This window comes from Microlunatus sp. GCM10028923, assembly GCF_042666975.1.
Lineage (GTDB): Bacteria > Actinomycetota > Actinomycetes > Propionibacteriales > Propionibacteriaceae > Microlunatus.
The window spans coordinates 77799-99041 of sequence record NZ_JBHTFF010000004.1 but is presented as its reverse complement, the minus strand read 5'-3'; the positions used below and the strand labels follow the sequence as shown (position 1 = coordinate 99041).

At 72.2% G+C, this 21243-nt stretch carries 25 protein-coding genes; 15 read left to right on the top strand and 10 right to left on the bottom strand.

The genetic code is table 11. The features are described from left to right. Positions 1–10: 10 nt before the first annotated feature. Positions 11–826, bottom strand: coding sequence for a c-type cytochrome (locus tag ACFQU4_RS10700; RefSeq protein ID WP_377490865.1), 816 nt, complete (start codon positions 824–826; stop codon positions 11–13). A gap of 81 nt (positions 827–907) precedes the next feature. Continuing rightward, positions 908–1513, bottom strand: a complete 606-nt coding sequence (locus ACFQU4_RS10695) for a heme-copper oxidase subunit III (protein WP_377492221.1) — start codon at positions 1511–1513, stop codon at positions 908–910. A gap of 218 nt (positions 1514–1731) precedes the next feature. On the opposite strand from ACFQU4_RS10695, the gene ACFQU4_RS10690 reads away from it, so the two are divergent. From ACFQU4_RS10690 to trpD, 3 genes are all read left to right on the top strand, one after another. Beyond that, complete coding sequence (locus ACFQU4_RS10690) at positions 1732–2247, top strand: DinB family protein (RefSeq protein ID WP_377490862.1); 516 nt, start codon at positions 1732–1734, stop codon at positions 2245–2247. Positions 2248–2308: 61 nt separating this feature from the next. Beyond that, on the top strand, positions 2309–2749 hold the full coding sequence (locus tag ACFQU4_RS10685; RefSeq protein ID WP_377490859.1) for a response regulator: 441 nt from the start codon (positions 2309–2311) through the stop codon (positions 2747–2749). Positions 2750–2789: 40 nt separating this feature from the next. Continuing rightward, positions 2790–3854, top strand: coding sequence for an anthranilate phosphoribosyltransferase (gene trpD, locus ACFQU4_RS10680; protein ID WP_377490856.1), 1065 nt, complete (start codon positions 2790–2792; stop codon positions 3852–3854). Between the two features lie 25 nt (positions 3855–3879). Here trpD and ACFQU4_RS10675 read toward each other — a convergent pair whose 3' ends face one another. Next, entirely contained in the window at positions 3880–4962 is a 1083-nt protein-coding gene (locus ACFQU4_RS10675) for a DUF2510 domain-containing protein (protein ID WP_377490853.1), read from the bottom strand. A gap of 90 nt (positions 4963–5052) precedes the next feature. Between ACFQU4_RS10675 and ACFQU4_RS10670 the strand changes: the two genes are divergently transcribed. After that, on the top strand, positions 5053–5484 hold the full coding sequence (locus ACFQU4_RS10670) for a pilus assembly protein CpaE (protein WP_377490850.1): 432 nt from the start codon (positions 5053–5055) through the stop codon (positions 5482–5484). Here ACFQU4_RS10670 and ACFQU4_RS10665 read toward each other — a convergent pair. Both ACFQU4_RS10665 and ACFQU4_RS10660 read right to left on the bottom strand, forming a co-directional pair. Then, positions 5470–6195, bottom strand: coding sequence for a prepilin peptidase (locus tag ACFQU4_RS10665; protein ID WP_377490847.1), 726 nt, complete (start codon positions 6193–6195; stop codon positions 5470–5472). The two genes, ACFQU4_RS10670 and ACFQU4_RS10665, sit on opposite strands and share 15 nt — an antisense overlap. Positions 6196–6245: 50 nt before the next feature. Beyond that, complete coding sequence (locus tag ACFQU4_RS10660) at positions 6246–6725, bottom strand: hypothetical protein (RefSeq protein WP_377490844.1); 480 nt, start codon at positions 6723–6725, stop codon at positions 6246–6248. A gap of 229 nt (positions 6726–6954) precedes the next feature. On the opposite strand from ACFQU4_RS10660, the gene ACFQU4_RS10655 reads away from it, so the two are divergent. From ACFQU4_RS10655 to ACFQU4_RS10640, 4 genes are all read left to right on the top strand, one after another. Next, the gene (locus ACFQU4_RS10655) at positions 6955–10224 is read left to right on the top strand and encodes a S41 family peptidase (protein ID WP_377490841.1); all 3270 of its coding nucleotides are present in this window, start codon (positions 6955–6957) and stop codon (positions 10222–10224) included. Between the two features lie 21 nt (positions 10225–10245). Further along, the gene (locus ACFQU4_RS10650) at positions 10246–10665 is read left to right on the top strand and encodes a DUF3592 domain-containing protein (protein WP_377490838.1); all 420 of its coding nucleotides are present in this window, start codon (positions 10246–10248) and stop codon (positions 10663–10665) included. A 54-nt stretch (positions 10666–10719) separates the two neighbouring features. Then, the gene (locus ACFQU4_RS10645; RefSeq protein ID WP_377490835.1) at positions 10720–11457 is read left to right on the top strand and encodes a tyrosine-protein phosphatase; all 738 of its coding nucleotides are present in this window, start codon (positions 10720–10722) and stop codon (positions 11455–11457) included. Positions 11458–11519: 62 nt separating this feature from the next. Then, positions 11520–12656, top strand: coding sequence for an epoxide hydrolase family protein (locus ACFQU4_RS10640; protein ID WP_377490832.1), 1137 nt, complete (start codon positions 11520–11522; stop codon positions 12654–12656). 70 nt (positions 12657–12726) lie between these two features. Here the strand turns inward: ACFQU4_RS10640 and ACFQU4_RS10635 are convergent, their stop codons facing one another. Next, positions 12727–13731 (bottom strand): hypothetical protein, encoded by a 1005-nt coding sequence (locus ACFQU4_RS10635; protein ID WP_377490829.1) that lies wholly within the window; start codon positions 13729–13731, stop codon positions 12727–12729. 355 nt (positions 13732–14086) lie between these two features. Here ACFQU4_RS10635 and ACFQU4_RS10630 point away from each other — a divergent pair, with 355 nt between their 5' ends. Both ACFQU4_RS10630 and ACFQU4_RS10625 read left to right on the top strand, forming a co-directional pair. Next, complete coding sequence (locus tag ACFQU4_RS10630; protein ID WP_377490826.1) at positions 14087–14605, top strand: peptidylprolyl isomerase; 519 nt, start codon at positions 14087–14089, stop codon at positions 14603–14605. Positions 14606–14614: 9 nt separating this feature from the next. Then, a complete protein-coding gene (locus tag ACFQU4_RS10625; RefSeq protein WP_377490823.1) occupies positions 14615–15472 on the top strand; it encodes a rhomboid family intramembrane serine protease in 858 nt (285 codons plus the stop codon). Here ACFQU4_RS10625 and ACFQU4_RS10620 read toward each other — a convergent pair. The 3 genes from ACFQU4_RS10620 to ACFQU4_RS10610 all read right to left on the bottom strand — a co-directional run bounded on the left by ACFQU4_RS10620 (position 15465) and on the right by ACFQU4_RS10610 (position 16971). After that, positions 15465–16187: a hypothetical protein gene (locus ACFQU4_RS10620; RefSeq protein WP_377490820.1), complete on the bottom strand. Its 723-nt coding sequence runs from the start codon at positions 16185–16187 to the stop codon at positions 15465–15467. The two genes, ACFQU4_RS10625 and ACFQU4_RS10620, sit on opposite strands and share 8 nt — an antisense overlap. 61 nt (positions 16188–16248) lie before the next feature. Then, on the bottom strand, positions 16249–16689 hold the full coding sequence (locus ACFQU4_RS10615; protein ID WP_377490817.1) for a hypothetical protein: 441 nt from the start codon (positions 16687–16689) through the stop codon (positions 16249–16251). A gap of 3 nt (positions 16690–16692) precedes the next feature. Next, complete coding sequence (locus ACFQU4_RS10610; protein WP_377490814.1) at positions 16693–16971, bottom strand: Lrp/AsnC family transcriptional regulator; 279 nt, start codon at positions 16969–16971, stop codon at positions 16693–16695. A 183-nt stretch (positions 16972–17154) separates the two neighbouring features. Here ACFQU4_RS10610 and ACFQU4_RS10605 point away from each other — a divergent pair, with 183 nt between their 5' ends. From ACFQU4_RS10605 to ACFQU4_RS10595, 3 genes are read left to right on the top strand one after another with little or no spacing between them, the layout of a single operon-like run. After that, a complete protein-coding gene (locus ACFQU4_RS10605) occupies positions 17155–17853 on the top strand; it encodes a hypothetical protein (RefSeq protein WP_377490811.1) in 699 nt (232 codons plus the stop codon). Between the two features lie 5 nt (positions 17854–17858). Next, positions 17859–18533 carry a DUF4166 domain-containing protein gene (locus ACFQU4_RS10600; RefSeq protein ID WP_377490808.1) on the top strand — a complete coding sequence of 225 codons (675 nt, stop codon included), beginning with the start codon at positions 17859–17861 and terminating at the stop codon, positions 18531–18533. Further along, the gene (locus ACFQU4_RS10595) at positions 18530–19216 is read left to right on the top strand and encodes a TetR/AcrR family transcriptional regulator (RefSeq protein ID WP_377490805.1); all 687 of its coding nucleotides are present in this window, start codon (positions 18530–18532) and stop codon (positions 19214–19216) included. The genes ACFQU4_RS10600 and ACFQU4_RS10595 overlap by 4 nt, the downstream gene beginning before the upstream one ends. Before the next feature lie 8 nt (positions 19217–19224). Here the strand turns inward: ACFQU4_RS10595 and ACFQU4_RS10590 are convergent, their stop codons facing one another. Beyond that, positions 19225–19902, bottom strand: coding sequence for an alpha/beta fold hydrolase (locus ACFQU4_RS10590; RefSeq protein ID WP_377490802.1), 678 nt, complete (start codon positions 19900–19902; stop codon positions 19225–19227). 54 nt (positions 19903–19956) lie between these two features. Between ACFQU4_RS10590 and ACFQU4_RS10585 the strand changes: the two genes are divergently transcribed. Next, positions 19957–20760: an AraC family transcriptional regulator gene (locus tag ACFQU4_RS10585; protein ID WP_377490799.1), complete on the top strand. Its 804-nt coding sequence runs from the start codon at positions 19957–19959 to the stop codon at positions 20758–20760. Beyond that, positions 20757–21230, top strand: coding sequence for a DUF1990 family protein (locus tag ACFQU4_RS10580; protein WP_377490796.1), 474 nt, complete (start codon positions 20757–20759; stop codon positions 21228–21230). Before ACFQU4_RS10585 ends, ACFQU4_RS10580 begins: the two co-directional genes overlap by 4 nt. Positions 21231–21243 lie beyond the last annotated feature (13 nt).

Genomic DNA, 21243 nt, shown 5'->3' with positions numbered 1-21243 from the left:
CGGGTGTCACTCATTTCGCGCGAGCTCCCTTTGCGGTGATCCAGACGGTGAACCCAATCAGCACCCCGAGACCGACGACCCAGGCCCAGAAGCCCTCACTGACCGGGCCGATCCCGCCGAGGGTGAAGCCGCCCTGGTTCGGTTGCGAGTTCAGGTTGTTCAGGTAGCCGATGATCTGGCGCTTCTCCTCCGGAGTCAGCGCCCGGTCGGGGAAGACGGGCATCTGCTGCGGGCCGGTCTGCATGGCCTCGTACAGGTGCCGGTTGTCGACGCCCTCCAGGGTCGGCGCGTACTTGCCGTTCGGCAGCGCGCCGCCGGAGCCGGCGAAGTTGTGGCAGGCCGAGCAGTTGGTCCGGAACAGCTCGCCGCCGCGGGCCAGGTCCTCGTCCGACATGCCCTCGGTGTTGTAGTTCTCTTCGGCCGGGATGTCGGGGCCGGGGCCGAGCGAGGCGACGTAGGCCGCCAGCGCGGCGATCTCCTCGTCGGTGTACACGTTCTTCTTGCGCGGGGCCTGCTGGCCCGGCTGCGCCATCGGCATCCGGCCGGTGCCGACCTGGAAGTCGACGGCGGCGGCGCCGACGCCGATCAGCGGCGGGCCCTGGATGGTCCCGCTGACCTGGCCCTCGCCGTTCAGGCCGTGGCAGGACGCGCAGCCCACCGCGAACAGGGCCTTGCCCTCGGCGATCTGCTGGCTCTTGCCGGTGTCGGCCGCCACCTGGTCGGCCGGCGAAACGACCGCATAGATGCCGCCGACCACGACGAGGGCGAACAACAGCATCAAGACCTTGGCGGCCGGATGGCGTCGTCTGGCGGACAGGAATCGCACGTCGGGGGTCCCTCTCGGTGTCAGGGCTGACTTTTCAGTCGTCGAGCTTGTTCGGTTGTCGGAGGTCCGTCGGCTGCGCGGTCAGCGCAGGATGTAGATCACGAAGAACAGCGCGATCCACACCACGTCGACGAAGTGCCAGTAGTACGAGACCACGACGGCCGAGACCGCCTGCTCGTGGGTGAAGGTGCGGGCGAGGAACGTACGTCCCAGCAAGATCAGGAACGCGATCAGGCCGCCCAGCACGTGCAGGCCGTGGAAGCCGGTGGCCAGGAAGAACACCGAGCCGTAGCCGTTGGAGGAGATGGTCAGGCCCTCGTGGATCAGCTCGGCGTACTCGTACACCTGGCCGCCGATGAAGAAGGAACCCATCACGAAGGTCAGCACGTACCACTCGCGCAGGCCCCACTTGTTCACCTGCAGCAGGGAGCCGGTCCGGCCCACCTGGCCGCGCTCGGCGGCGAACACGCCCATCTGGCAGGTGATCGAGCTGGCCACCAGCACGCTGGTGTTGAGGATCGCGAACTCGATGTTGAGCATCCCGGACTGGGTTGCCCACAGTGATTCCGCGGCGGGCAGCCCGGCGACCGCGTTCTGGCCGTTGGTCACGTTGCGGATCGTGAAGTAGCCGGCGAACAGCGCGGCGAAGAACATCAACTCGGAGGCGAGCCACACGATCGTGCCCACGGCCACCATGTCCGGACGACCCGGACGCCCGTGCAGCCGCGACTGCGGGATGGAGTGCAGGGCCCCGGCCGGCTTTTCGGCGGAGGTCGTCGTGGAGTGCGTGTGTAGAGCCACGGGGTCATTATGTCTGTGCTGACCCGCCCGGTCACGTCGGGGTTGGCAATGTCGCGTGTGTGTCTGGCCACGTCGTCGTCGCCGACCCTTTCTATAGTGCGGCGGTGACCGAATCGATACCGGCGGCGCTGCGTCCGGACGCCTTCCACGCCGACCTGCGGGCCCAGTTCGACACCTTTCTCGACGACCACCGCGCCGCCCTCGATGCGTCGCTGGACGGGCTCACCGAGGAGCAGGCCCGGCGCCGGCTGGTCCCGTCGGCGACCACCCTGCTCGGCCTGGTCCAGCACGCCACCTTCGTCGAACTGGTCTGGTTCGACGAGGCGGTGACCGGGCGCAGCCGGGCCGAGATCGGGATCCCGGACACGCCGGACGAGTCGTTCCGGCTGGCGCCGGACGCCACGATCGCTTCGGTACGGGCCGCGTACCGCGCCGCCTGCGCCGCTTCCCGGGCCGCCGCGGCCGGCCTCGGCCTGGACGACGTGGTGACGGGGAACCGCCGGGGCCCGCTGCCGTTGCGCTGGATCTATCTGCACCTGCTCCGCGAACTGGCCCAGCACTGCGGCCACGCCGACATCCTGCGCGAACAGATCGGAGTGTCCTCCGCCCGGCCCACCTGACCCGTTCGGCTTTCGGTACGATCTGACGGTTTCCAGCGCGACGATGAGGATGATGACGATCATGGCTTCTGACCAGCACCACGGCGAGGCGGCGGAGAAGTCGCTGACCGTCCTGCTCTACGCCTCCGATCGGGGCCGCCGGGACAACGTGCGGCTCGCGCTGGGCCGGCGGATCGCCGCCGACCTGCCCGAGATCACGGTGCTCGAGGTGGCCACCCAGCCGGCCGTGCTGACGGCGATCGAGGCCGGCGGCATCGACGTGGTGATCCTGGACGGCGAGGCGGTGCCCGGCGGGATGGGCCTGTGTCGCCAGCTCAAGCACGAGATCCTCGAGGCCCCGCCGGTGCTGCTGCTCGCCGCGCGTCCCGACGACGCCTGGCTGGCGACCTGGGCCCTGGCCGACGCCATCGTCGCCTACCCGGTCGACCCGGTCCGGCTGCCGACCGCCCTGGCGGACCTGGTCCGCCGGTCGACCGCGGTCGAGCCGTCCGCGCAACCCTGACCGCGCAAACCTGTTTCGCGCAACGCTGAGGAGACCGACCATGACCGACGACACCGGGGTCGCCGATCCGACCTGGCCGGGACTGCTGTCCGACCTGATCCGGGGCGAGGACCAGGCCGTCGACACCACCGCCTGGGCGATGGAGCAGATCCTCGAGGGCGTTGCCACGCCGGCCCAGATGGCCGCCTTCCTGGTCGCCCTGCGGGCCAAGGGTGAGACGGTCGACGAGCTGACCGGCCTGGCCCGGACCATGATCAAATACGCCACGCCGCTCGAGGTGCCCGGCCCGGCGCTGGACATCGTCGGCTCCGGCGGGGACCGGGCGGGCACCGTCAACATCTCCACCATGGCGGCGATCGTCGCCGCCGCGGCGGGCACCCGGGTGGTCAAGCACGGCAACCGGGCCGCCTCGTCGGCCTGCGGTTCGGCCGACCTGCTGCAGGAGCTGGGGCTGGTGCTGGACCTGACCCCGGAGCAGCAGCACCAGGTGATCGCCAAGGCCGGCATCGGGTTCCTGTTCGCCGCGCACTACCACCCGGCGTTCCGCCATGCCGGTCCGGTGCGGCGCGAGCTCGGGGTGCCGACCGCCTTCAACTTCCTCGGCCCGCTGACCAACCCGGCGCAGCCGTCGGCCGTCGCGGTCGGTGTCGCCGACGCCCGGATGGCCGGGCTGCTGGCCGGCGTCTTCGCGTCCCGCGGGCAGCAGGGTCTCGTCTTCCACGGTGACGACGGGCTGGACGAGCTGACCACGACGACGTCATCGAAGGTGTGGGTGTTCGGCCCGGACACGGAGCTGACCACGCTCGAGTTCGACCCGGCGGCGCTGGGCCTGGCCCGGTCCCGCCCGGAGGACCTGGTCGGCGGCCCGCCGCCGGTCAACGCGCAGATCGCCCGCGACGTGCTGGCCGGCGCCGCCGGACCGGTGCGCGACATCGTGCTGCTCAACGCCGCCGCCGGGCTGACCGCCTGGGACGGCCCGCAGCCGGACCGCCTGGTCGCGCAGCTCGGGGACAACCTGCAGCGGGTCGCGACCGCGATCGACACCGGCGCCGCGGCAGCCCAGCTGGAGCAGTGGGTCACCCTGAGCCGGGCCGTCGCGAGCTGATCCCGGCCCGTTCCGGCTCTTCGGCCTATTCGACGATCCGGAGCGATTCCAGCGATTCCCGGGAGAGTTCGGCGAGTTCTCGGTCCGCGTCGTTGGGCACCGAGCTGATCGCCGCGATGAACGAGCCGTCGTCGAGCCGGACCAGGATCACCGAAACCTTGTCGTACTTGCTCTTCAGGCCCTCGACGTCGTAGCTGACCCGGAAGTTGATCATGACCCCGGGGTGGCCGTCGACCGCCCAGTCGGAGGCCGAGAGCCGGCCCAGCTTGGTCGCGTGGCTGCCGAAGAACCTTTGCGCGTAACGTTCGGCGGCCTTGGTCGCCGTCTTCTCCAGATCGGCCGAGTTGATCAGGTCGGGACTGATCTGGGCCAGCGCGACCGTCGCCGACCAGGTGGCCTTGCCGTCGTACCGCTCGTGCACGGGCGCGTTGGCCAGGAAGCACGCCTGGAACAGATAGGGCACCGTGATCGGGTCCGCGTAGAGCCGGAACGGGGAGTCCGGCAGCGTCAGCGTGGCCGGCCCGAGGCTGGCGGTCCGGGTGGTCGGATCGAGCTTGCCGGTCGGCGCCGCACCCGGCGTGGTCGGCTTGGTCACCGGCGGCCGGCTGCCGGGAGCGGGTTCCTCGACCGTGGTCGGCGAACCGGGGTCGCGCCAGATCACCAGGCCGGCTCCGAGCCCGGCCGCGACGACCAGGGTGAGGCTCAGCGTGATCGCCAGCACCATCCGGGCCGGTGACGCCCGCCGGGGCTCGATCACCTCGGGGTCGTCGAGCTCCGGATAGTCGGCCAGCCAGCCCCGGTCGGCCGCGGCGCCGCCGGAACCTCGGCCGTGCCCGGCTTCGAGTTGCTCCGAGGCCGGCGGATCTGCCGCGCCGTCGGCCGGGCCGCCGCTCTCCTGGGCGGCGCCGGTGTGATCACTCTCCGCCCGGCCGGAACGCAGGTCGTCCTGGGCGAAGTCGCCCCGGGCCAGCCGGGCCGCGAGGGCGTCGGGTGGCGGGGCCTTCGGCGACTCACCGATCGCCTGGGTCCACTGGGTCCCGTCCCACCAGCGATAGGGTCGGGGCACCCCAGCCGGATCGGGGTACCAGCCGGGCCTCGGGACGGTCACGGCGACGAGCCTAATCGAGGCGGCAACCTCAACAAGAATGGTGTCGGGCGGTGACCTGCCGCGTGGCACCCCGGGGCATACTGGCTGATCATGATCTCCCGCGAATTGGCCGGACGGCTGAGCGACCGGCTGGAGTGGAAACCCGCGAACGGCGACCTGTTCTTCATCCCGCGGCCGGAGATCGCCGATTCGATGTTCCTGGTCAGCGACATGGTCGTCGAACTCATCGTCCGGGACGGGCAGCGCCGGTTCCACTTCAACGGCACCGTCGAATGGGCGTTGGACTCCGTCGAGGTCGGCGAGGTCGTCTGGCTGCCCCGCGAGGACCAGTTGCGGGACCTGATCGGCGACCGGTTCGTCTCGCTCGACCGCACCGGCGACGGCTACCTGGTCACGCTGAGCGGCCCGCCGCGCACCTTCCACACGCCGGCCCAACCCTCGCCCGCCGACGCGTACGCCACCGCCCTGCTGCACCTGCTGGACCAGGAGGCCGCCCAGCCGGACCGGTCAACCCAGCGGTGACGGCAGGCTGAGCATCCCCGCGAGGTAGGTCCCGGCCAGCATTGCGGGCGCGTACGCGAAGCCGCCGCGGCGGCCGGCGATGATCCGAATCGCCCCGAACACGCCGCCGAGCAACGCGCCGCAGAGCAGGGCCCAGAGCAGCAGGGTCCAGGACACCGAGCCCGCGGCGGCGCCGAGCAGCGGCGCGAACCGGACGTCGCCGAACCCGAACCCGCCCCGGCTGAGCACCCAGATCGCCAGATACCCGACCCCGGCGACGGCTGCGCCGGCCACTGTCCGCAGCAGCATCCAGGCGTCGCCGAACGCGAAGGCGGTCCCGACCGTCGCCGCCGCCATCGCGATCCAGCCCGCGTAGCTGAGCCGCATCGGCAGCCAGGTGGTCGCCCAGTCGATCCCGGCCAGCGCCACGCCGAACACGGCCAGCACCAGCCAGAGCGCGATCCGGTGCGGCGGCATCCAGAACACGCCGATGGCCGCCGCACCGGCCGCCGCCAGCGCACAGGCGGCGACGAAGCCGGGCCGGGCCAGCTCCGCGTAGGGGATCTTGGCCGGCTCCGCGACCAGGGCCCCGCTGCCGGACTCGGTGCTGTCGCCGTCCCCGGGCTGCGGTGCCGGCGGCTCCGGCAGCCGGCGCAGCACGATCGGCAGGCCGACGCCGACGACGGTCGCCGTGATCATGATCAACAGCGCCGCGATCGGGGGCTCAGGCATCGCCCCACCACCATGGCTCCACGAGGCACGAGGCTACTGGTCCGGCCACCTCAGGCGACCGGACGCAGCGACCGAACGGCCGGCGGCACCGCTCGCCGGGGGAGTGTCCGCAGTGCCGCCAGGACCCGCAACTGGGTGAGCCGCGAGCAGGCCAGCGACCGCCCGTCCAGCAGCAGCCGCAGCGCCGGTCGCCGCATCCGGAGGTAACGGGTCAGCCGGTCCAGGTCCCAGCCCGCCGCGAGCAGCCGGTCGAGGCCCTGCCGGACCGGTTCGGCGGGGACGAGTTCGTACCGGACCGAACGGACCTCGGCCGCGGTCACCGAGAGCAGCCGACGGCCGACAGCCGCGGGGATCAGGTCGGCACCGGAGCCGCGGCCGAGCAACGGCCGAAGTTGATCATGACGCAGGTCGGCGAGCTCGGCGATCACGCCGGCCGACACCGACCCGGCGTTGATCAGGAACCGCAGCTGGGCTCGGAACGGGCCGGCCGCGACCGGCGGGTCCGGTTCGGCCACGAGAGTGTTGATCATGGAATGCTCCTGGGCTGTCATGGGGAGGATCGCCTGCACCCAGCAAGCCAGACCGCGGGCCGGAACGGGGGCCGTTGCTGTCGTCCGTACCGGGCGGCTGTTGGCCGTCGACGGCAGACGTTGGCCCGACCCGGGCCGGTGTTGCCCGGTGCCGGGCGGGTGTTGTCCGGCCCATCGGAATCGAGCCTCCGGCGGCACGACTGTCGCCGTGGCCGTCTAGGGTCGCCTCATGACTGCCGGCTACTTCCGCTTCCCAGACGTCAACGATGATCAACTCGTCTTCTGTGCCGGGGACGACCTGTGGCTCGCGCCGCTGGCCGGCGGCCGGGCCGCCCGGCTGACCGCGGACGCGGCTCCGGTCCGGCATCCCCGGTTCTCGCCGGACGGCCGGCGGGTCGCCTGGGCCTCGGCCCGCGACGGCGGCTGGGAGGTGCGGCTGGTCGAGCTGGACAGCGGGGCGGTCCAGCGGCTCACGTACTGGGGTTCGGATCAGACGACGGTGATCGGCTGGCGGGACGACGAGACCGTGCTGGTCGTGTCGTCGGCCGGCGAGATCAACCTGCGGCACACCACGGTCCGGGCGGTCGGCCTGGACGGCCGGTCCGAACGGCTCGGCCTCGGTCCCACCTCGATGCTGGCCGTGCACCCGTCCGGAGCGGTCGCCCTGGCCAGCCGGTACAGCCGGCCGCCCGAGTACTGGAAGCGTTACCGCGGCGGCACCGCGTCCCGGCTCTGGCTCGACCCGGCCGGCGACGGCGACTGGCGCCGGCTGCTGCCGGACGTCGAGGCCAGCCTGACCGGCCCGCTCTGGTACGGAGATCGCCTCGTCTTCGCCTCCGACCTGGAGGCGGACCTGCCGGGCAACCCGGACGGGCAGGCGAATCTCTACTCGGTGTCGGCCGAGGGCGACGACCTGACCCGGCACACCCAGCACACGGTCCGGCACGGTTACGTCCGGGACCCGGCGAGCGACGGCCGGACCGTCGTCTATCACGCCCAGGGCGTGCTGTACCGGATGTCCGGGCTGAACACCGACCCCGAGCCGATCGAGCTGAGCCACGGCACCGCGCTGGCGGGCCGGCAGCCGCGCGCGCTCGAGCCGTCCGAGCAGCTCACCCAGGTGCGGCCGGACCGGGCCGGCAACGGCAGCGTGCTGGAGTGGCGCGGGAACGCGTTCTACCTGACGCACCGGGAGGGCCCGGCCCGCGCGCTGGCCGCCGAGTCCGGCGTCCGGATCCGGGAGCCGCGGGTGCTCGGCGACACCGGCCGGGCGGCCTACGTCACCGACGCCGACGGCGAGGACGCGATCGAGATCCGGGCGACCGACGCGCTCTCCCCGTCCCGCCGGGTCGCCGGCGGCCGGCTCGGCCGGGTGCTCGCCCTGGAGTCCGACCCCGCCGGAGCCCGGCTTGCGGCGGTCAGCCACGACGGCCGGATCAGCCTGGTCGACGTCGACTCCGGTGAAGTCCGTGAGCTGGGCCGCAGCGTCAACGGCGAGGCGACCGGCCTCGCCTTCTCGCCGGACGGCCGCTACCTGGTCTGGAGCGAGCCCAACCCGACCCACCGCTATCTGCGGCTGGCCGACCTGGCCGCGCCCGACTCCGAGCCGGTTCAGTTGACCAGCGGCCGGTTCTCGGACTTCGCGCCGTCGTTCACCGCGGACGGGAAGTACCTCGCGTTCCTCTCCGCCCGCACCTTCGACCCGCGGTACGACAGCCACACGTTCGACCTCGGCTTCACCGGCGCGGTGCGGCCCTATCTGGTGCCGCTGGCCGCGACCACCGAGGCGCCGTTCGGGCCCAGCGCGGACGGCTGGCCGGTCGCTCCGGCCGACGCCAAGGCCGAGGGCAAGGAGGGCGCCGACGCCGACGGCGACCAGGAGGCCGGCGCGAAGGACGCCGGGATTGCGGCCAAGCCGACCGACGAGATCGCGGTCGACGGGTTCGAGCACCGGATGCTGCCGTTCCCGGTGCCGGCCGGCGGCTACCGCGACCTGAGCGCGACCAAGACCGGGGTGGCCTGGATCCGGGAGACCGATCGCGGCGTGCTCGGCTCGGCCCGCGCGGACGTACCCGGCGAGGGACCCGGCGATGCCCTGGAGGTGTATCTGCTCGCCGACCGGAAGCTGGAGACGCTCGCCGATCCGGTGGACGACTACCAGGTGAGCGGCGACGGCAGCCGGCTGGTCGTCCGGTCCGGCGCCGAGATCAAGGTGCTGCCGGCCGACCGCCCGGTCAAGGAGGACGACGATCCGGCCGTGGTCACGGTCGACCTGTCCCGGCTGCGGTTCGAGCTCGACCCGGTGGCCGAGTGGCGGCAGATGTTCGACGAGCAGGGCCGGCTGATGCGCGACCACTTCTGGCGGGAGGACCTGGACGGCGTCGACTGGACGGCGGTGCTGGACCGGTACCGGCCGATCGTGGACCGGCTGGGCAGCCACGACGACCTGGTCGACCTGCTCTGGGAGACGGTCGGCGAGCTCAACACCTCGCACGCGTACGTGATGCCGGCGGGCCGGCCGGAGCGGGAGGCGAAGCGGGTCGGGCTGCTCGGGGCGGACCTGGCGCCGGCCGACGACGGCTGGGAGATCGCGGCCATCCTGCCGGGGGAGACCTCGGATCCGGAGGCCCGGTCGCCGCTGCGGGCCGCCGGCGTCGGCGCCGAGCCGGGGGACCGGATCGTCGCGGTCGACGGCCGGCCGGTCGATCCGCGGTTCGGCCCGACGGCCTCGCTCGCCGGTGCCGCCGGCCAGCCGGTCGAGCTCACCCTGCGCCGGCCGGGCGGCGACCCGGACCGCCGGGTGGTGGTCCGGCCGCTGGAGTCGGAGGAGCCGATCCGCTACCAGGCATGGGTGGCGAGCCGCGCGGCCTACGTCCGGGAGGCCACCGGCGGCCGGCTCGGCTACCTGCACATCCCGGACATGGCGTCCCCGGGCTGGGCCCAGTTGCACCGTGACATCGACCTGGCCACGCGCGCCGAGGGACTGATCGTCGACGTCCGGTACAACCGCGGCGGGCACACCAGCCAGCTGGTGATCGAGCGGCTGGCCCGGCGGGTGGTCGGCTGGGACGTCGCCCGGCAGATCAGCACGGCCGAGGAGTACCCGAGCCAGGCGCCACGCGGCCCGGTGATCTTCGTGACCAACGAGTTCGCCGGTTCGGACGGCGACATCGTCTCGGCCGCGGCGCAGGCGTTGCGGATCGGGCCGGTGATCGGCATCCGGTCCTGGGGTGGCGTGGTCGGCATCGACGGCCGGTTCGGGCTGGTGGACGGCACCGGCGTGACCCAGCCGCGGTACGCGTTCTGGCTCGAGGGCTACGGCTGGGGCGTGGAGAACCACGGCATCGATCCCGACATCGAGGTGCCGATCACCCCGGCCCAGTGGGACGGCCCGGCCGACCCGCAGCTGGACCGGGCGATCGAGGAGGCGGACCGGCTGCTGTCCGAGCGACCGGCGGCGGCCCCGCCGCGGCCCGAGCCGCCGCGGGCCGCCCGCTGACGGCCGGGCTGGAGCAGCGGGATGGACTCGCGGCTGATCGCGGTCCTGATCTTCGTCGCAGCGGCGTTGATCATGATCGCGATCCTCGGCAGCTCGGTCTGGCAGACGGTGCGGCTGATCCGGACCGGGCACCGGCTGACCGGGCAGTGCACGGAGGTGTATCAGGAGGTCCGGCCGGGACGGCGGTTCGCTCCGTTGTGGTTCGCGACGGTGCGGTACACGATGCCGGACGGGCGGCGGTACGCGCTCGATGCGCGGACCCGTACCCGGACGGTCGGTGAGTTGATCATGGTCCGGGCCAGGACGGAGCACCCCGAGGGCGCCCGGATCGACGAGTGGTGGCAGTTGTGGTGGCGGTCGCTCATGATCGGCTCGTTCACCGTCGTGTTCGTGCTGGCCGCCTGGATGGTGATCACGGGCTGGCTCGCCGCGACGGCCTGAGACGAACACCCGGCCGAGGCCCGGACCGCCGGCGATCGTCGTACCCTGTGATCGATGTCTGCTACCGGGGAAATCGACGAGACCTATCGTCCGCTGCATCTCGACTGGCCGTCGTGCCTGAACGCGCGGGACCTCGCGGGAATGCCGACCAAGGGCGGCGGCCGGATCCGGGCCGGCGCCTTGATCAGGACCGACGGGCACCACAGGCTGACCGAGCAGGGCGTCGCCGCGGTCCGCGACTACGGCGTGACGAGGATCATCGACCTGCGCCGGCAGCGTGAACTGGACCGAGAGCCGAGCCCGTTCTTCGGCAATCCGCTCTACCTGCACCATCCGGTGCAGAACCCGGCCGATCCCGATCATGAATGGATGACGCTGGCCGACATCTACATCGCGATGCTCGACCTGCGTCCCGACCTCTACGCGGCCGCGGTGGCGGCCGTCGCCGACGCCCCGCCGGGCGGGGTCGTCGTGCACTGTGCCGGCGGCAAGGACCGGACCGGGATCACCGTCGCGCTGTCGCTGGCCGTGGCCGGTGTCGAACCGGCCGTGATCGCCGCGGACTACGCGCTCACCGAGGCCCGGCTGGCCGAGGAGTCCGCCGCCCATCTGGAGACCATCGCGGACAGCCGGGAACGGGAGATCGTCGCCGGCCTGCAGCCGACTCCGCCGGAGAACATGATCAAGGTGCTGGACCACCTGACCGAGAAGTACGGCAGCATCGAGGGGTTCCTCGAGGCCGGCGGCCTGACGGCCGACCAACTGGCCGCGCTGCGCGACCGCCTGGCCTGACGATGATCTTGGTCCGGAGGTCAGGACAGCAACTGTCCTGAATGGCTCCTAGGGTCGGGACCATGACGACGCCGACCATGATCAGCCCGTACAGGATCGAGATTCCGCAGGCCGACCTGGAGGACCTGGCGGCCCGGCTGGCCCGGACGCGCTGGCCGGACGAGCTGCCCGACGTCGGCTGGAGCTACGGCACACCGACCTCGTACCTGAAGGAACTGGCCGACTACTGGGCGACGGGCTTCGACTGGCGCGCGGCCGAGTCCCGGCTGAACGCGCACCCACAGTTCCTCGCCGACATCGACGGCACCCGACTGCACTTCCGGCACGTCCGGTCCGCGGACCCGGCGGCGATTCCGCTGCTGCTGATCCACGGCTGGCCGTTCGCCGACTTCTCGGCGCTGATCGAGCCGCTGACCGATCCGGCGCGCCACGGCGGCGGGCCGGCGTTCCACCTGATCATCCCGACGCTGCCGGGTTTCGGGTTCTCCGGTCCGCACCGACGGCCCGGGGACGGCGCCGTCGAACGGTCCGCCGAACTGCTGGCCCGGCTGATGGGCGAACTCGGGTATGACCGCTATCTCGCCCACGGCGGCGACGCCGGCTCGTTCATCGCCCCGCAACTGGGCCGGATCGACACCGGCCACGTCCTCGGCGTTCACGTCAACGACCCGATCACGATCCCCGGCCAGGACGAGGACGGCTCGGCCTACGACGAGCGGGACCGGCAGCGGCTGGCGAAGCTGCAGCAATGGGGTCAGCGCGACACGTCCGCGTACGCCGGCAGCCACGGCCGGCCGCAGACGCTGGGTAACGGGCTCAACGATTCGCCGGCCGGGCTGCTGTCCTGGGTGATCGAAATCGTGCACACCTACATCGATCCGGCCAAGGACCTGCCGGAGCAGGCGATGGACCGGGACCGGCTGCTGACCGAGATCAGCGTGCTCTGGTTCACCGGCACCATCGGCTCCTCGATGGCGCTCTACAAGGAATCGGACGTGTGGGGCACCGAGTTCGCCAACTCGGGCGTGCCGACCGGGATCGCGGTGTTCCCGAGCGGCACCAGCATCCGTGCCGTCGCGGAGCGGCAGCACACGGTGGTCCGCTGGACCGAGTACGACCGCGGCGGCCACTTCGCGGCGATGGAGGCGCCCGACCTGCTGATCGAGGACCTGCGCGCCTTCGCCGCCGGACTGGCCTGAGCCGGGGCAGGAACGACGAACGCGCCGGCGGAGATCCGCCGGCGCGTCGCCGTCTGTCCGAAACCCCAGGTCAGCGCTGGGCGCGAACGAACCCCGCGGCCTGCGCCGCCTCCTCGCTGTTGAACCACACCTCGGCGATGGTCCGGTTGTAGCCGGCCGCCTCGGGCAGGTGGTACTTCATCGAGCGCTCGTTGCCCTTGATCGTGAACCCGGCCGGCGGCTCGGCGCCGACGTAGACGCCCTCACCGTTGTACTTGGCCCGCAGCGCGGCGTCGGCCGGTTCGGCGTCGGCAGCCACTTCGGTCACGGCATCCTCGGCGGCGGTCTCCGCCGACGGCTCGGCCGAGTCGGCACCGGCCGGCTCGGCAGCCTCCGGAGCGGCGCCGTCGATCGCGCTGCCCTCGGTGGAGATGCTGTCGGTCGCGGGGACGTCGGCCGGCTCGTCGGTGACCGCGGCGATCTCCTCGGTCGGCGAGTCGTCGGCCACGCCCACCGGGGCGTGTCCGTTGACCGGGGCTGGGTCGCCGGCGGGGCGGTGCCCGTTCGACCCGGACCCGGCCGGTTCCGACCACGGCGAGCTCGGCGTCGGCGGCGTCGGCGCGTACGGAGCCGACGGGCGGGCCGCCTGCCAGCCCTGGTCCGAACTGCCGAGGAGCTTCTTCACCACGACCGCCGCGACCCCGGCGACGACCGCGACGATCGCGATCCGCTTGATCCAGCGGCCCTTCTTCTTCGCCTTCTGCTCCTTGACCGGCTCCAGCTCGCCCTTGGCGGCTTCGACCACGGCCCGGCCCCGCTTGCCGGCCTCGACAACCACCGGGCTGCCGGCGGCGGCATTGAGCGCCTCGGTCAGCTTCGGCAGGACATCCTCGTTCATCCGCAGTCGTGCGGCCTCGACGGCCGGCGAGACCCGCTCCAGCGCCTCGTCGAGCCGCGGGCCGAACTTCTCCACAGCGTCATGCGCGGCCTTCGCCCCGCGCTTCTTGGCCTCCGCAGCGTACGGTCCGACACGTTCGACGGCCTGCTCCACGTACGGATTGACCCGCTCGAATGCCGACTGGGCGAAGGGTGTCACCCGTTCGGCGGCAGACTGGGCCAGCGGCCCAACTCTGTCTGCGGCTGACTGCGCGAGCGGCCCTACTCGATCGGCTGCAGTGTGGACCAGCGGTCCAAGTCGGTCAGCGGCCGCGTGAATCGCATCGTCGGCGGCTGGTGCAACCAGCTTTCGGGCGGCGTCCACGCGGTCGGAATTCTTGCGCTTCACGATTCCTCCGTTGGGTCACCTACAGCTCCTGTCCGGAGCATCTCTACACCGTACCGTTACCCACCGGCCGGTGGTCAGAACCCGGCGGTGTGACGTACGCGCTTGGCGGGGCATGACAGGATGGCGCACGCGACAACCGACGACGACCAGATGAAGGGGCCATTCCGTGCCGCAGCAGACCGCCATCCTGCACACCAACCACGGCGATATCACGCTGAACCTGTTCGGTGACCACGCGCCGAAGACGGTGCAGAACTTCGTGGGCCTTTCCAACGGGACCCAGGAATACGTCGACCCCGAGTCCGGGCAGAAGACGACCGGCCGCTACTACGACGGCCTCATCTTCCACCGCGTGATCGACGGCTTCATGATCCAGGGCGGCTGCCCGCTCGGCACCGGCACCGGCGGTCCCGGGTACGAGTTCGGCGACGAGATCCACCCCGAGCTGCAGTTCGACCGGCCGTACCTGCTCGCGATGGCTAACCGCGGCCCGGGCACCAACGGCTCCCAGTTCTTCATCACCACCGGGCCGCAGTCCCACCTGAACCGCAAGCACACGATCTTCGGCGAGGTCGCCGACCAGGCCGGCCGGGATGTCGTCGATGCGATCGGCAAGGTGCCGACCGGCCGACAGGATCGCCCGGAGCAGCCGGTCGTGATCGAGTCGGTCGAGATCAGCGGGTAGGACCGATAGGTGGCCGGACCCGACTTCACCGCGCCGACCGATCCGGTCTGCTACCGGCACCCGGACCGGCCGACCGGCATCCGCTGCCAGCGCTGCAAGAAGCCGATCTGCGGTGAGTGCATGAATCCCGCGTCGGTCGGCTTCCAGTGCCCGCGCTGCGTGGCGGCCGGCCGGGAGACGACGCGCGCGCCGCGGATACCGTTCGGTGCCGGCCTGCGGAGCGGCGGCGGGATCGTCACCAAGGTGCTGATGGGCATCCTGGTGGCCACCTTCCTGCTCGACATGCCGACCGGCGGGCTGGTGTCGAACACGCTCGCCATGGCCGGCTATTACATCGACTCGGGCCAGTTCTGGCGGCTGCTGACGTACGGGCTGATCACCACCGGTTCGGGGTCGTTCTTCTCGATCCTGGGCCTGCTGATGAACCTGCTGGTGCTCTGGATGGCCGGCCGCAGCCTGGAGTCCGAGTTGGGCCCGGTCCGGTTCGCCGCGCTCTACCTGCTCGCCGGGTTGGGCGGTGCAACCGTCCTGTACCTGGTGGCACCGACGAACTACGCGTTCGCCGGGTCGACCGCCGCGCTGGTCGGGCTGCTGGCCGCGAACGCGATCTTCAAGCGACGCACCGGTGAGGACATCCGGCCGGACATCACCCTGCTGGTCCTGCTGGTGCTGTTGAACATCCTGGCCGCGTTCGCGTCGTTCGGCTGGATCGGCGTGATCGGCGGGATCGTGGTCGGCGCGATCGCCGGCGCCACCATCGCCTACGCACCACGGGACCGGCGCGGCACCTGGCAGGCCGTCGGCCTCGGCAGTGTCGCGGCCGCCTGTCTGGTGGCGATCGCGGCGAAGCTCGTCCTGTTCAGCTGAGCGGGAGCGTGATCGAGACCGACTCCGGTCCGTCGAAGCCGTGCCGGAAGACGGTGCCGAAGCTCAGCCGGGCCTCGGTCGCGTCGGCGGGCAGCGGCGCGGTGAAGATGATCACTCCGGTCACCGTCACGCCGACCGGCACCGTCTCGCTCCACCGGCTGCGCAGCGGCAGTGAACTGGCCTCGGCCGTGGTGTCGTCCGCGGTCAGCAGGCAGTTCCGGTAGAGCGGCAGGTCCACGGTGTTCCCGGTGTGGTTGGCCACGGCCAGCCGAACCCGGGTGAAGTCACGGCTGACGACGACCTCGCGTACCTCGAACCGGAGCCCCGACCGATCCACCTTGACCGGCTCGGCGAGCCGGTCGACGCCGTCCTGGGTCGCCGTCAGCAGCTGGAAGCCGGACCGCAGTCCCAGTCCGACGGCGACGCCGGTGCCGGCCAGCAGCACCAGGACCATGATCGCCACGCCCACCGTCCGGCCGCGCCTGACGGGACGGGCACTGCGCGGCGGCGGGGCCGGTTCGGGCCGGTTCAGGTCGAGGCCGACCTTGATCATCGCGAAGCCGAAGGCGACGACCGCCGGCAGCACCCAGCGCAGCAGTCCGGTGTCCGTCTCGGTCAGATAGCTGGCCACCGCGACGGCCGTCAGCCCGGCGGCCTCGACTCCGAGCGCGATCAGGACCGCCGGCCAGACCGCGACCCGTCGTCCGCCCGCCATGATCGGAGGATAGGACCGCGGATCGGGCGTCACCAGGGGCGAACGCCGCCGGTCGAAGGGCTCAGCCGGCGGGGATCGTCGGTACGTTCAGCGGCTGCATCGGCGGGGTCAGCCAGAGGGCCAGGATCACGCCGGCCGTGACGATCAGGGCGACGACGGCGACCGCGGTGATGATCAACAACGCCCGGTTGGGCAGCCAGGGTGCGGGATCCGAGACCGGGCCGGTGGCCGGAGCCGGACCGGCGGCCGGCGCCTCCTGGGTCGCGACGGCCGCGGCAGCCGGATGGAACGGTTCGGGCTGCTCGGCGGGGTCCGGGGGTTGGGCCCGCTTAGGGCTGGGGGAGTGCGGGACCTGGTCCGGCGGGTTCGGCTGCTGCGGCATCCGCTGCCGATCGGACGGCTGCTGCGGAGCGGGCGGCTGCTGCGGAGGGGGCGGAGGCTGCTGCTGCGGTGACTGCGGCAGGTTCCAGGACCAGGGCTCCGGCGGCTGCTGGTTCGCCATCGCTCAGTCGGTGCCCAGCGCGAAGGCCGACTCGAGGTCGTGCTTGGAGTAGCTGCGGAACGCGATGTGGGTCTCCGTGCTCTGCACGCCGGCCACCTTGTTCAGCCGGTCGGCGACGACCTGCGCGATCTCGTCGTGGTCGCGAACCCGGACGATGGCGATCAGGTCGATCTGCCCGGTCACCGAATAGACCTCGCTGACCCCGTCGAGCGCGGCGAGCTGCTCGGCCACTTCGGGGATCCGGGCCACATCGGCCTTGACGAAGACGATCGCGGTCACCATCGGGGCTCCTCGGGCGAAGTCGGCATGCGGGTCAGCCTAATGGTGCCCGGCCCATCGACGGGAGACGCCACGGGCCCGGCGCGCGGCGTCCGTACCGCCGGGAAGGCTCTTGAGCGACTGCTCAAACACCGTGTTAGGCTGCGTCTTGAGCGATTGCTCAAGAGGTACGGAAGGGGCGGTGGCATGGGACTTCTCGTCGAGACCGTGATCGAGGCCGACCTGGACCTGCTCTGGCAGCGGACCCAGCGGTCCGATCAGCACCAGCGTTGGGACCTGCGGTTCGGCTCGATCGACGACCTGCCGTCGGACGGGCCGGGCGCGCCGCAGCGGTTCCGCTACGCGACCAGGATCGGGCCCGGCCTGGTGATCGCCGGCACCGGCGTCACGGCCGCCGACCGGCACCATCCCGACGGCGGGGCGACCTCGGTGCTCCGGTTCGGCTCGCCGCACCCGTGCTGCCCGATCCGGACCGGTCAGGGCTACTGGAGCTACCGGCCGGACGGCGGCACGGTCCGGTTCCGCACCGGGTACGACTACCAGCCGCGCTGGGGCCGGTTCGGCCGCTGGTTCGACCTGCTGGTGTTCCGGCCGCTGATGGCCTGGGCCACGGCCTGGTCGTTCGACCGGCTGCGGCTCTGGTGCGAACGCGGGATCCCGCCGGAACGGTCGCTCCGGCAGGCCTGGTTCGAGGTCGCGGTCCGCTCGGCGGCGGTGGCGCTCGCGGTGGGCCTGGCGGTCGCCCTTCGCTCGCCGTACCCGCTGGTCCTGGTGGTGGCCGCGATCGGTCTGCCGCCGCTGCCCACGACGCCGGCGGCCCGCCGCTGCCACTACCACCCGGGCCGGTGCCGCTGCCGCCGCACCGCCAACGCGACAAAGGAGTGAGCGGGATGTCCATCTTCCGTACGGGTCTCGGGTCCGGCTTCGACCGGCTGCACCCGCAACTGCAGCGGCGCTTCTCGGTCGGCCTGGACAGCGGCGAGGCGTGCATCGGCCGCGGCGTGATGGAGCAGGTCTGGCACGGCGCCGGCTTCGTCCGGCCGTTCCTCGCCCTCGGCGCGACCCGGCACATCCTGGTCCCGAAGGCCGGCGCGGGTGTCCCGTTCCGGATCGAGAACTTCCCCTACCTCGACCGGTACGGCCGCGAGACCGTCACCTTCGCGCGCACCTTCAGCTTCCCCGGCGACCGGGAGCGGCACTGGGACGCGACGATGATCCACAGCCCGGCCCGCGGCTGCATCGTCGACTACCTCGGCACCCACCAGCACCTGGCCAGCGACCTGCACCTCAGCGCCGAGCCGGACGGCTCGCTGCTGATCCGGTCCGGCGAGCACCGGTTCCGGGAGGGCCCGGTGGACCTACGGGTGCCGGACCTGATCGGCGGCGAGGCCGAGGTGCGGGAGTCGTTCGACGAGGCGATCGGCCGGTTCCGGATCCAGGTCCGGGTGGTGAACCGGCGGTTCGGCCCGCTGTTCGGCTATCACGGTACGTTCGACGCCGAGTACGTCCGGGTCGCCGAGACGCCGGGCCGGCTCCGACCCGTACGTGAGGAGGCCCGGGTGTGACCGAGTCGAGGACCGCGGCGACCAAGGAGCGGCTGCTCGCCGGCACCCTGACCTGCCTGACCGAGCAGGGGATCGCGAAGACCTCGGCCCGGACCATCGCCGCCGCAGCCGGGGTCAACCAGGCGCTGATCTTCTACCACTTCGGCACCGTCGACGCCCTGCTCGCCGCCGCCTGCCAGCATGCGGCCGAGCTCCGGGTCGCCCGCTACCGGGACCGGCTGGCCGAGGTCGGGTCGCTGGGCGAACTGCTCGACCTCGGCCGGGCCATTCACGCCGAGGAGCAGGCCGACGGCAACGTCCGGGTGCTGGCCCAGCTGCTCGCCGGGGCCCAGACGAACCCGCAGCTCGGCCCGGCGACGGCGGCCGGACTCCGGCTCTGGATCGAGGAGCTCGAACCGGTCACGGCCCGGCTGATCGCGGACACCCCGCTGGCCGGTCTGGTCGATCCGGCCGGGCTGTCCCGCGCCGTCGCCGCGTCGTTCATCGGCCTCGAGCTGTACGACGGCGTGGATCCGGACGGCAGCGCCACGGCGTTCGCGGCTCTTGATCAACTGGCCGCGCTGGCGGCGCTGCTGGACGACCGCAACCCGGTGGTCCGCCGGGCCGTCACGGCCGCGGTGCGGCGCGGGTTGCGGAAGGGCGAGAAGGCGCCGGAACCGCGCCGGGGCCGGCGATCCTCCTGATCCGCGGCTCAGCCGGTCAGGATCGCGAACAGCCGTTCCGGCGCCTCGTTCATCACGGCGTGCCGGACGGCGAGGTCGTGCACCTCCCAGGCCGGATCGCGGCGCAGTCGCTCGTATTGCTCGCGGAACGGCGTCTCCGCCCAGCCGGACGCGTGGATCAGGGTGCGCCGCTCGACCCGGTCCAGGCCGTCGCCGAGCCGGAGTCGTTGCAGGAAGGTCGCCACCGGTTGCGGCCGGGTCCGCGGGTCCATGCCCTCCCTCGGCGCCACCAGACGGCCGTCGGCCCGGGCCCCGGCCAGGATCCGGTCGCGGTAGTGATCGTTGGCGCGCTGCCACCAGGACTCCCCGTCCGACGGTACGAACGCGTCGCAGAAGATCAGCCGGTCGACGGGCCGGGCCGCCCGGTCGGCGGCGCCGGCGATCACGAACCCGGCGTAGCTGTGCCCGCACAGGGTGATCGGTTCGGGTCCGCAGGCGGCCAGGGCAGCCAGCACCCGGTCGATGTGGGTGTCGAGATTGGCCGAGGCGGCGGCGGGAGTCGGCTCCGGCTCCAGCCCGTCCAGGGTGACGGCGACGGCCCGGTGCCCGGCGGAGCGGAGCCGGGCCACGGTGTCGGCCCAGGCCCAGCCGCCGTGCCAGGCGCCGGGTACGAGGACGAAGGTCTGCTGTTGATCGGTCGCGTTCATGCGATCCAACTTCGCCGATCGGGCGCTGGCGTTCCACCGTTAAACTGCCAAGTTATGCCGATTCGACGCCAAGCTGACGATCGGGCGCCGGCGGGTGGGTCGACCCTCTGGCCCGCCGGCGGCCGGCACCTGTGGTCGGCCGGTCAGGCCAGCGCTCCGCACGCGCACGACCGCGGGCATCTCGTCTACGCCGCTCGCGGCGTGCTGTCGGTGCACACCGGTCCCGGCATCTCGGTGGTACCGACCAACCGGGTCGCCTGGATCCCCGCCGGCGTCGAGCACCACCACCGGTCGCACACCGCGACCGACCTGCGCATCCTGTTCCTGCCGCCGTCGCTGGGCCGGCTGTTGCCGGACCACCCGGTGGTGCTCGCGGCCGACCCGCTGGCCCGGGAACTGCTGCTCACCCTCACCGGGCCGCGCGGTTCCGAGTCCGCCGAGGCGTACGACCGCGGCCCGCTGGCCCGGCTGCGCCGCGTCCTGGTCGACGAACTCCAGGTCACCCGGGAGCAGCCGCTGCACCTGCCTGAACCGCAGGACGACCGGCTCCGGGCCGTCGCCCGGCGGCTCCGGAACCATCCCGGCGACAGTGCCTCGCTGGCCGAACTGGGCCGGGCCGGCGGTGCCAGCGCGCGCACCCTGAGCCGGCTGTTCCAGCGCGAGCTCGGCCTGACCTTCTACCAGTGGCGCACCCAGCTCCGGCTCTTCCACGCCCTGGTCCTGCTCGCCGACGGCCACGACGTCAGCCACGTCGCGCACGCCTGCGGCTGGTCCAACCCGAGCACCTTCATCGCCGCGTTCACCGACGTCGTCGGCACCACGCCCGGCCGCTACCGCAGGGAGGGCGTCGCGTCGTGACGCTGGACGGCTGGCCGGCCGGCCGCGCCGGGTATCACCGGTCCGAGGCGACCGCAGTGATCGGGTACGGCACCGAGACCTGGACCCGGGCCGGCGCCGACCTGCTGCGCTGGCGGGTCAAGACCGCGAGCGGGTTCGAGGTCGACGACGACAGCCCGGTGCGGCCCGGCCTGCGGGTCACGGTCCGGGTCCGGCTGCTCCTGCTGGTGGTGGTCGAGCCGGTCGAGGTCGCGGCCGTGGTGACGGAGCCGGACCGGGTCGGCTTCTCGTACCGGACCCTGCCCGGGCATCCCTTGTGTGGTGAGGAATCGTTCGTGCTGGACCGCACCGAGGACGAGGTACGGCTGACGGTCCGCTCGATCACCCGGCCGTCGCCGCGGCAACCCTGGCGGGCCCTCTATCCGCTGCTGCGGATTGCCCAGCGCATCGTCCGCCGGCGCTACCTGCGTGCGCTCGTCGTACCGAAATGATCATGACCGGGCC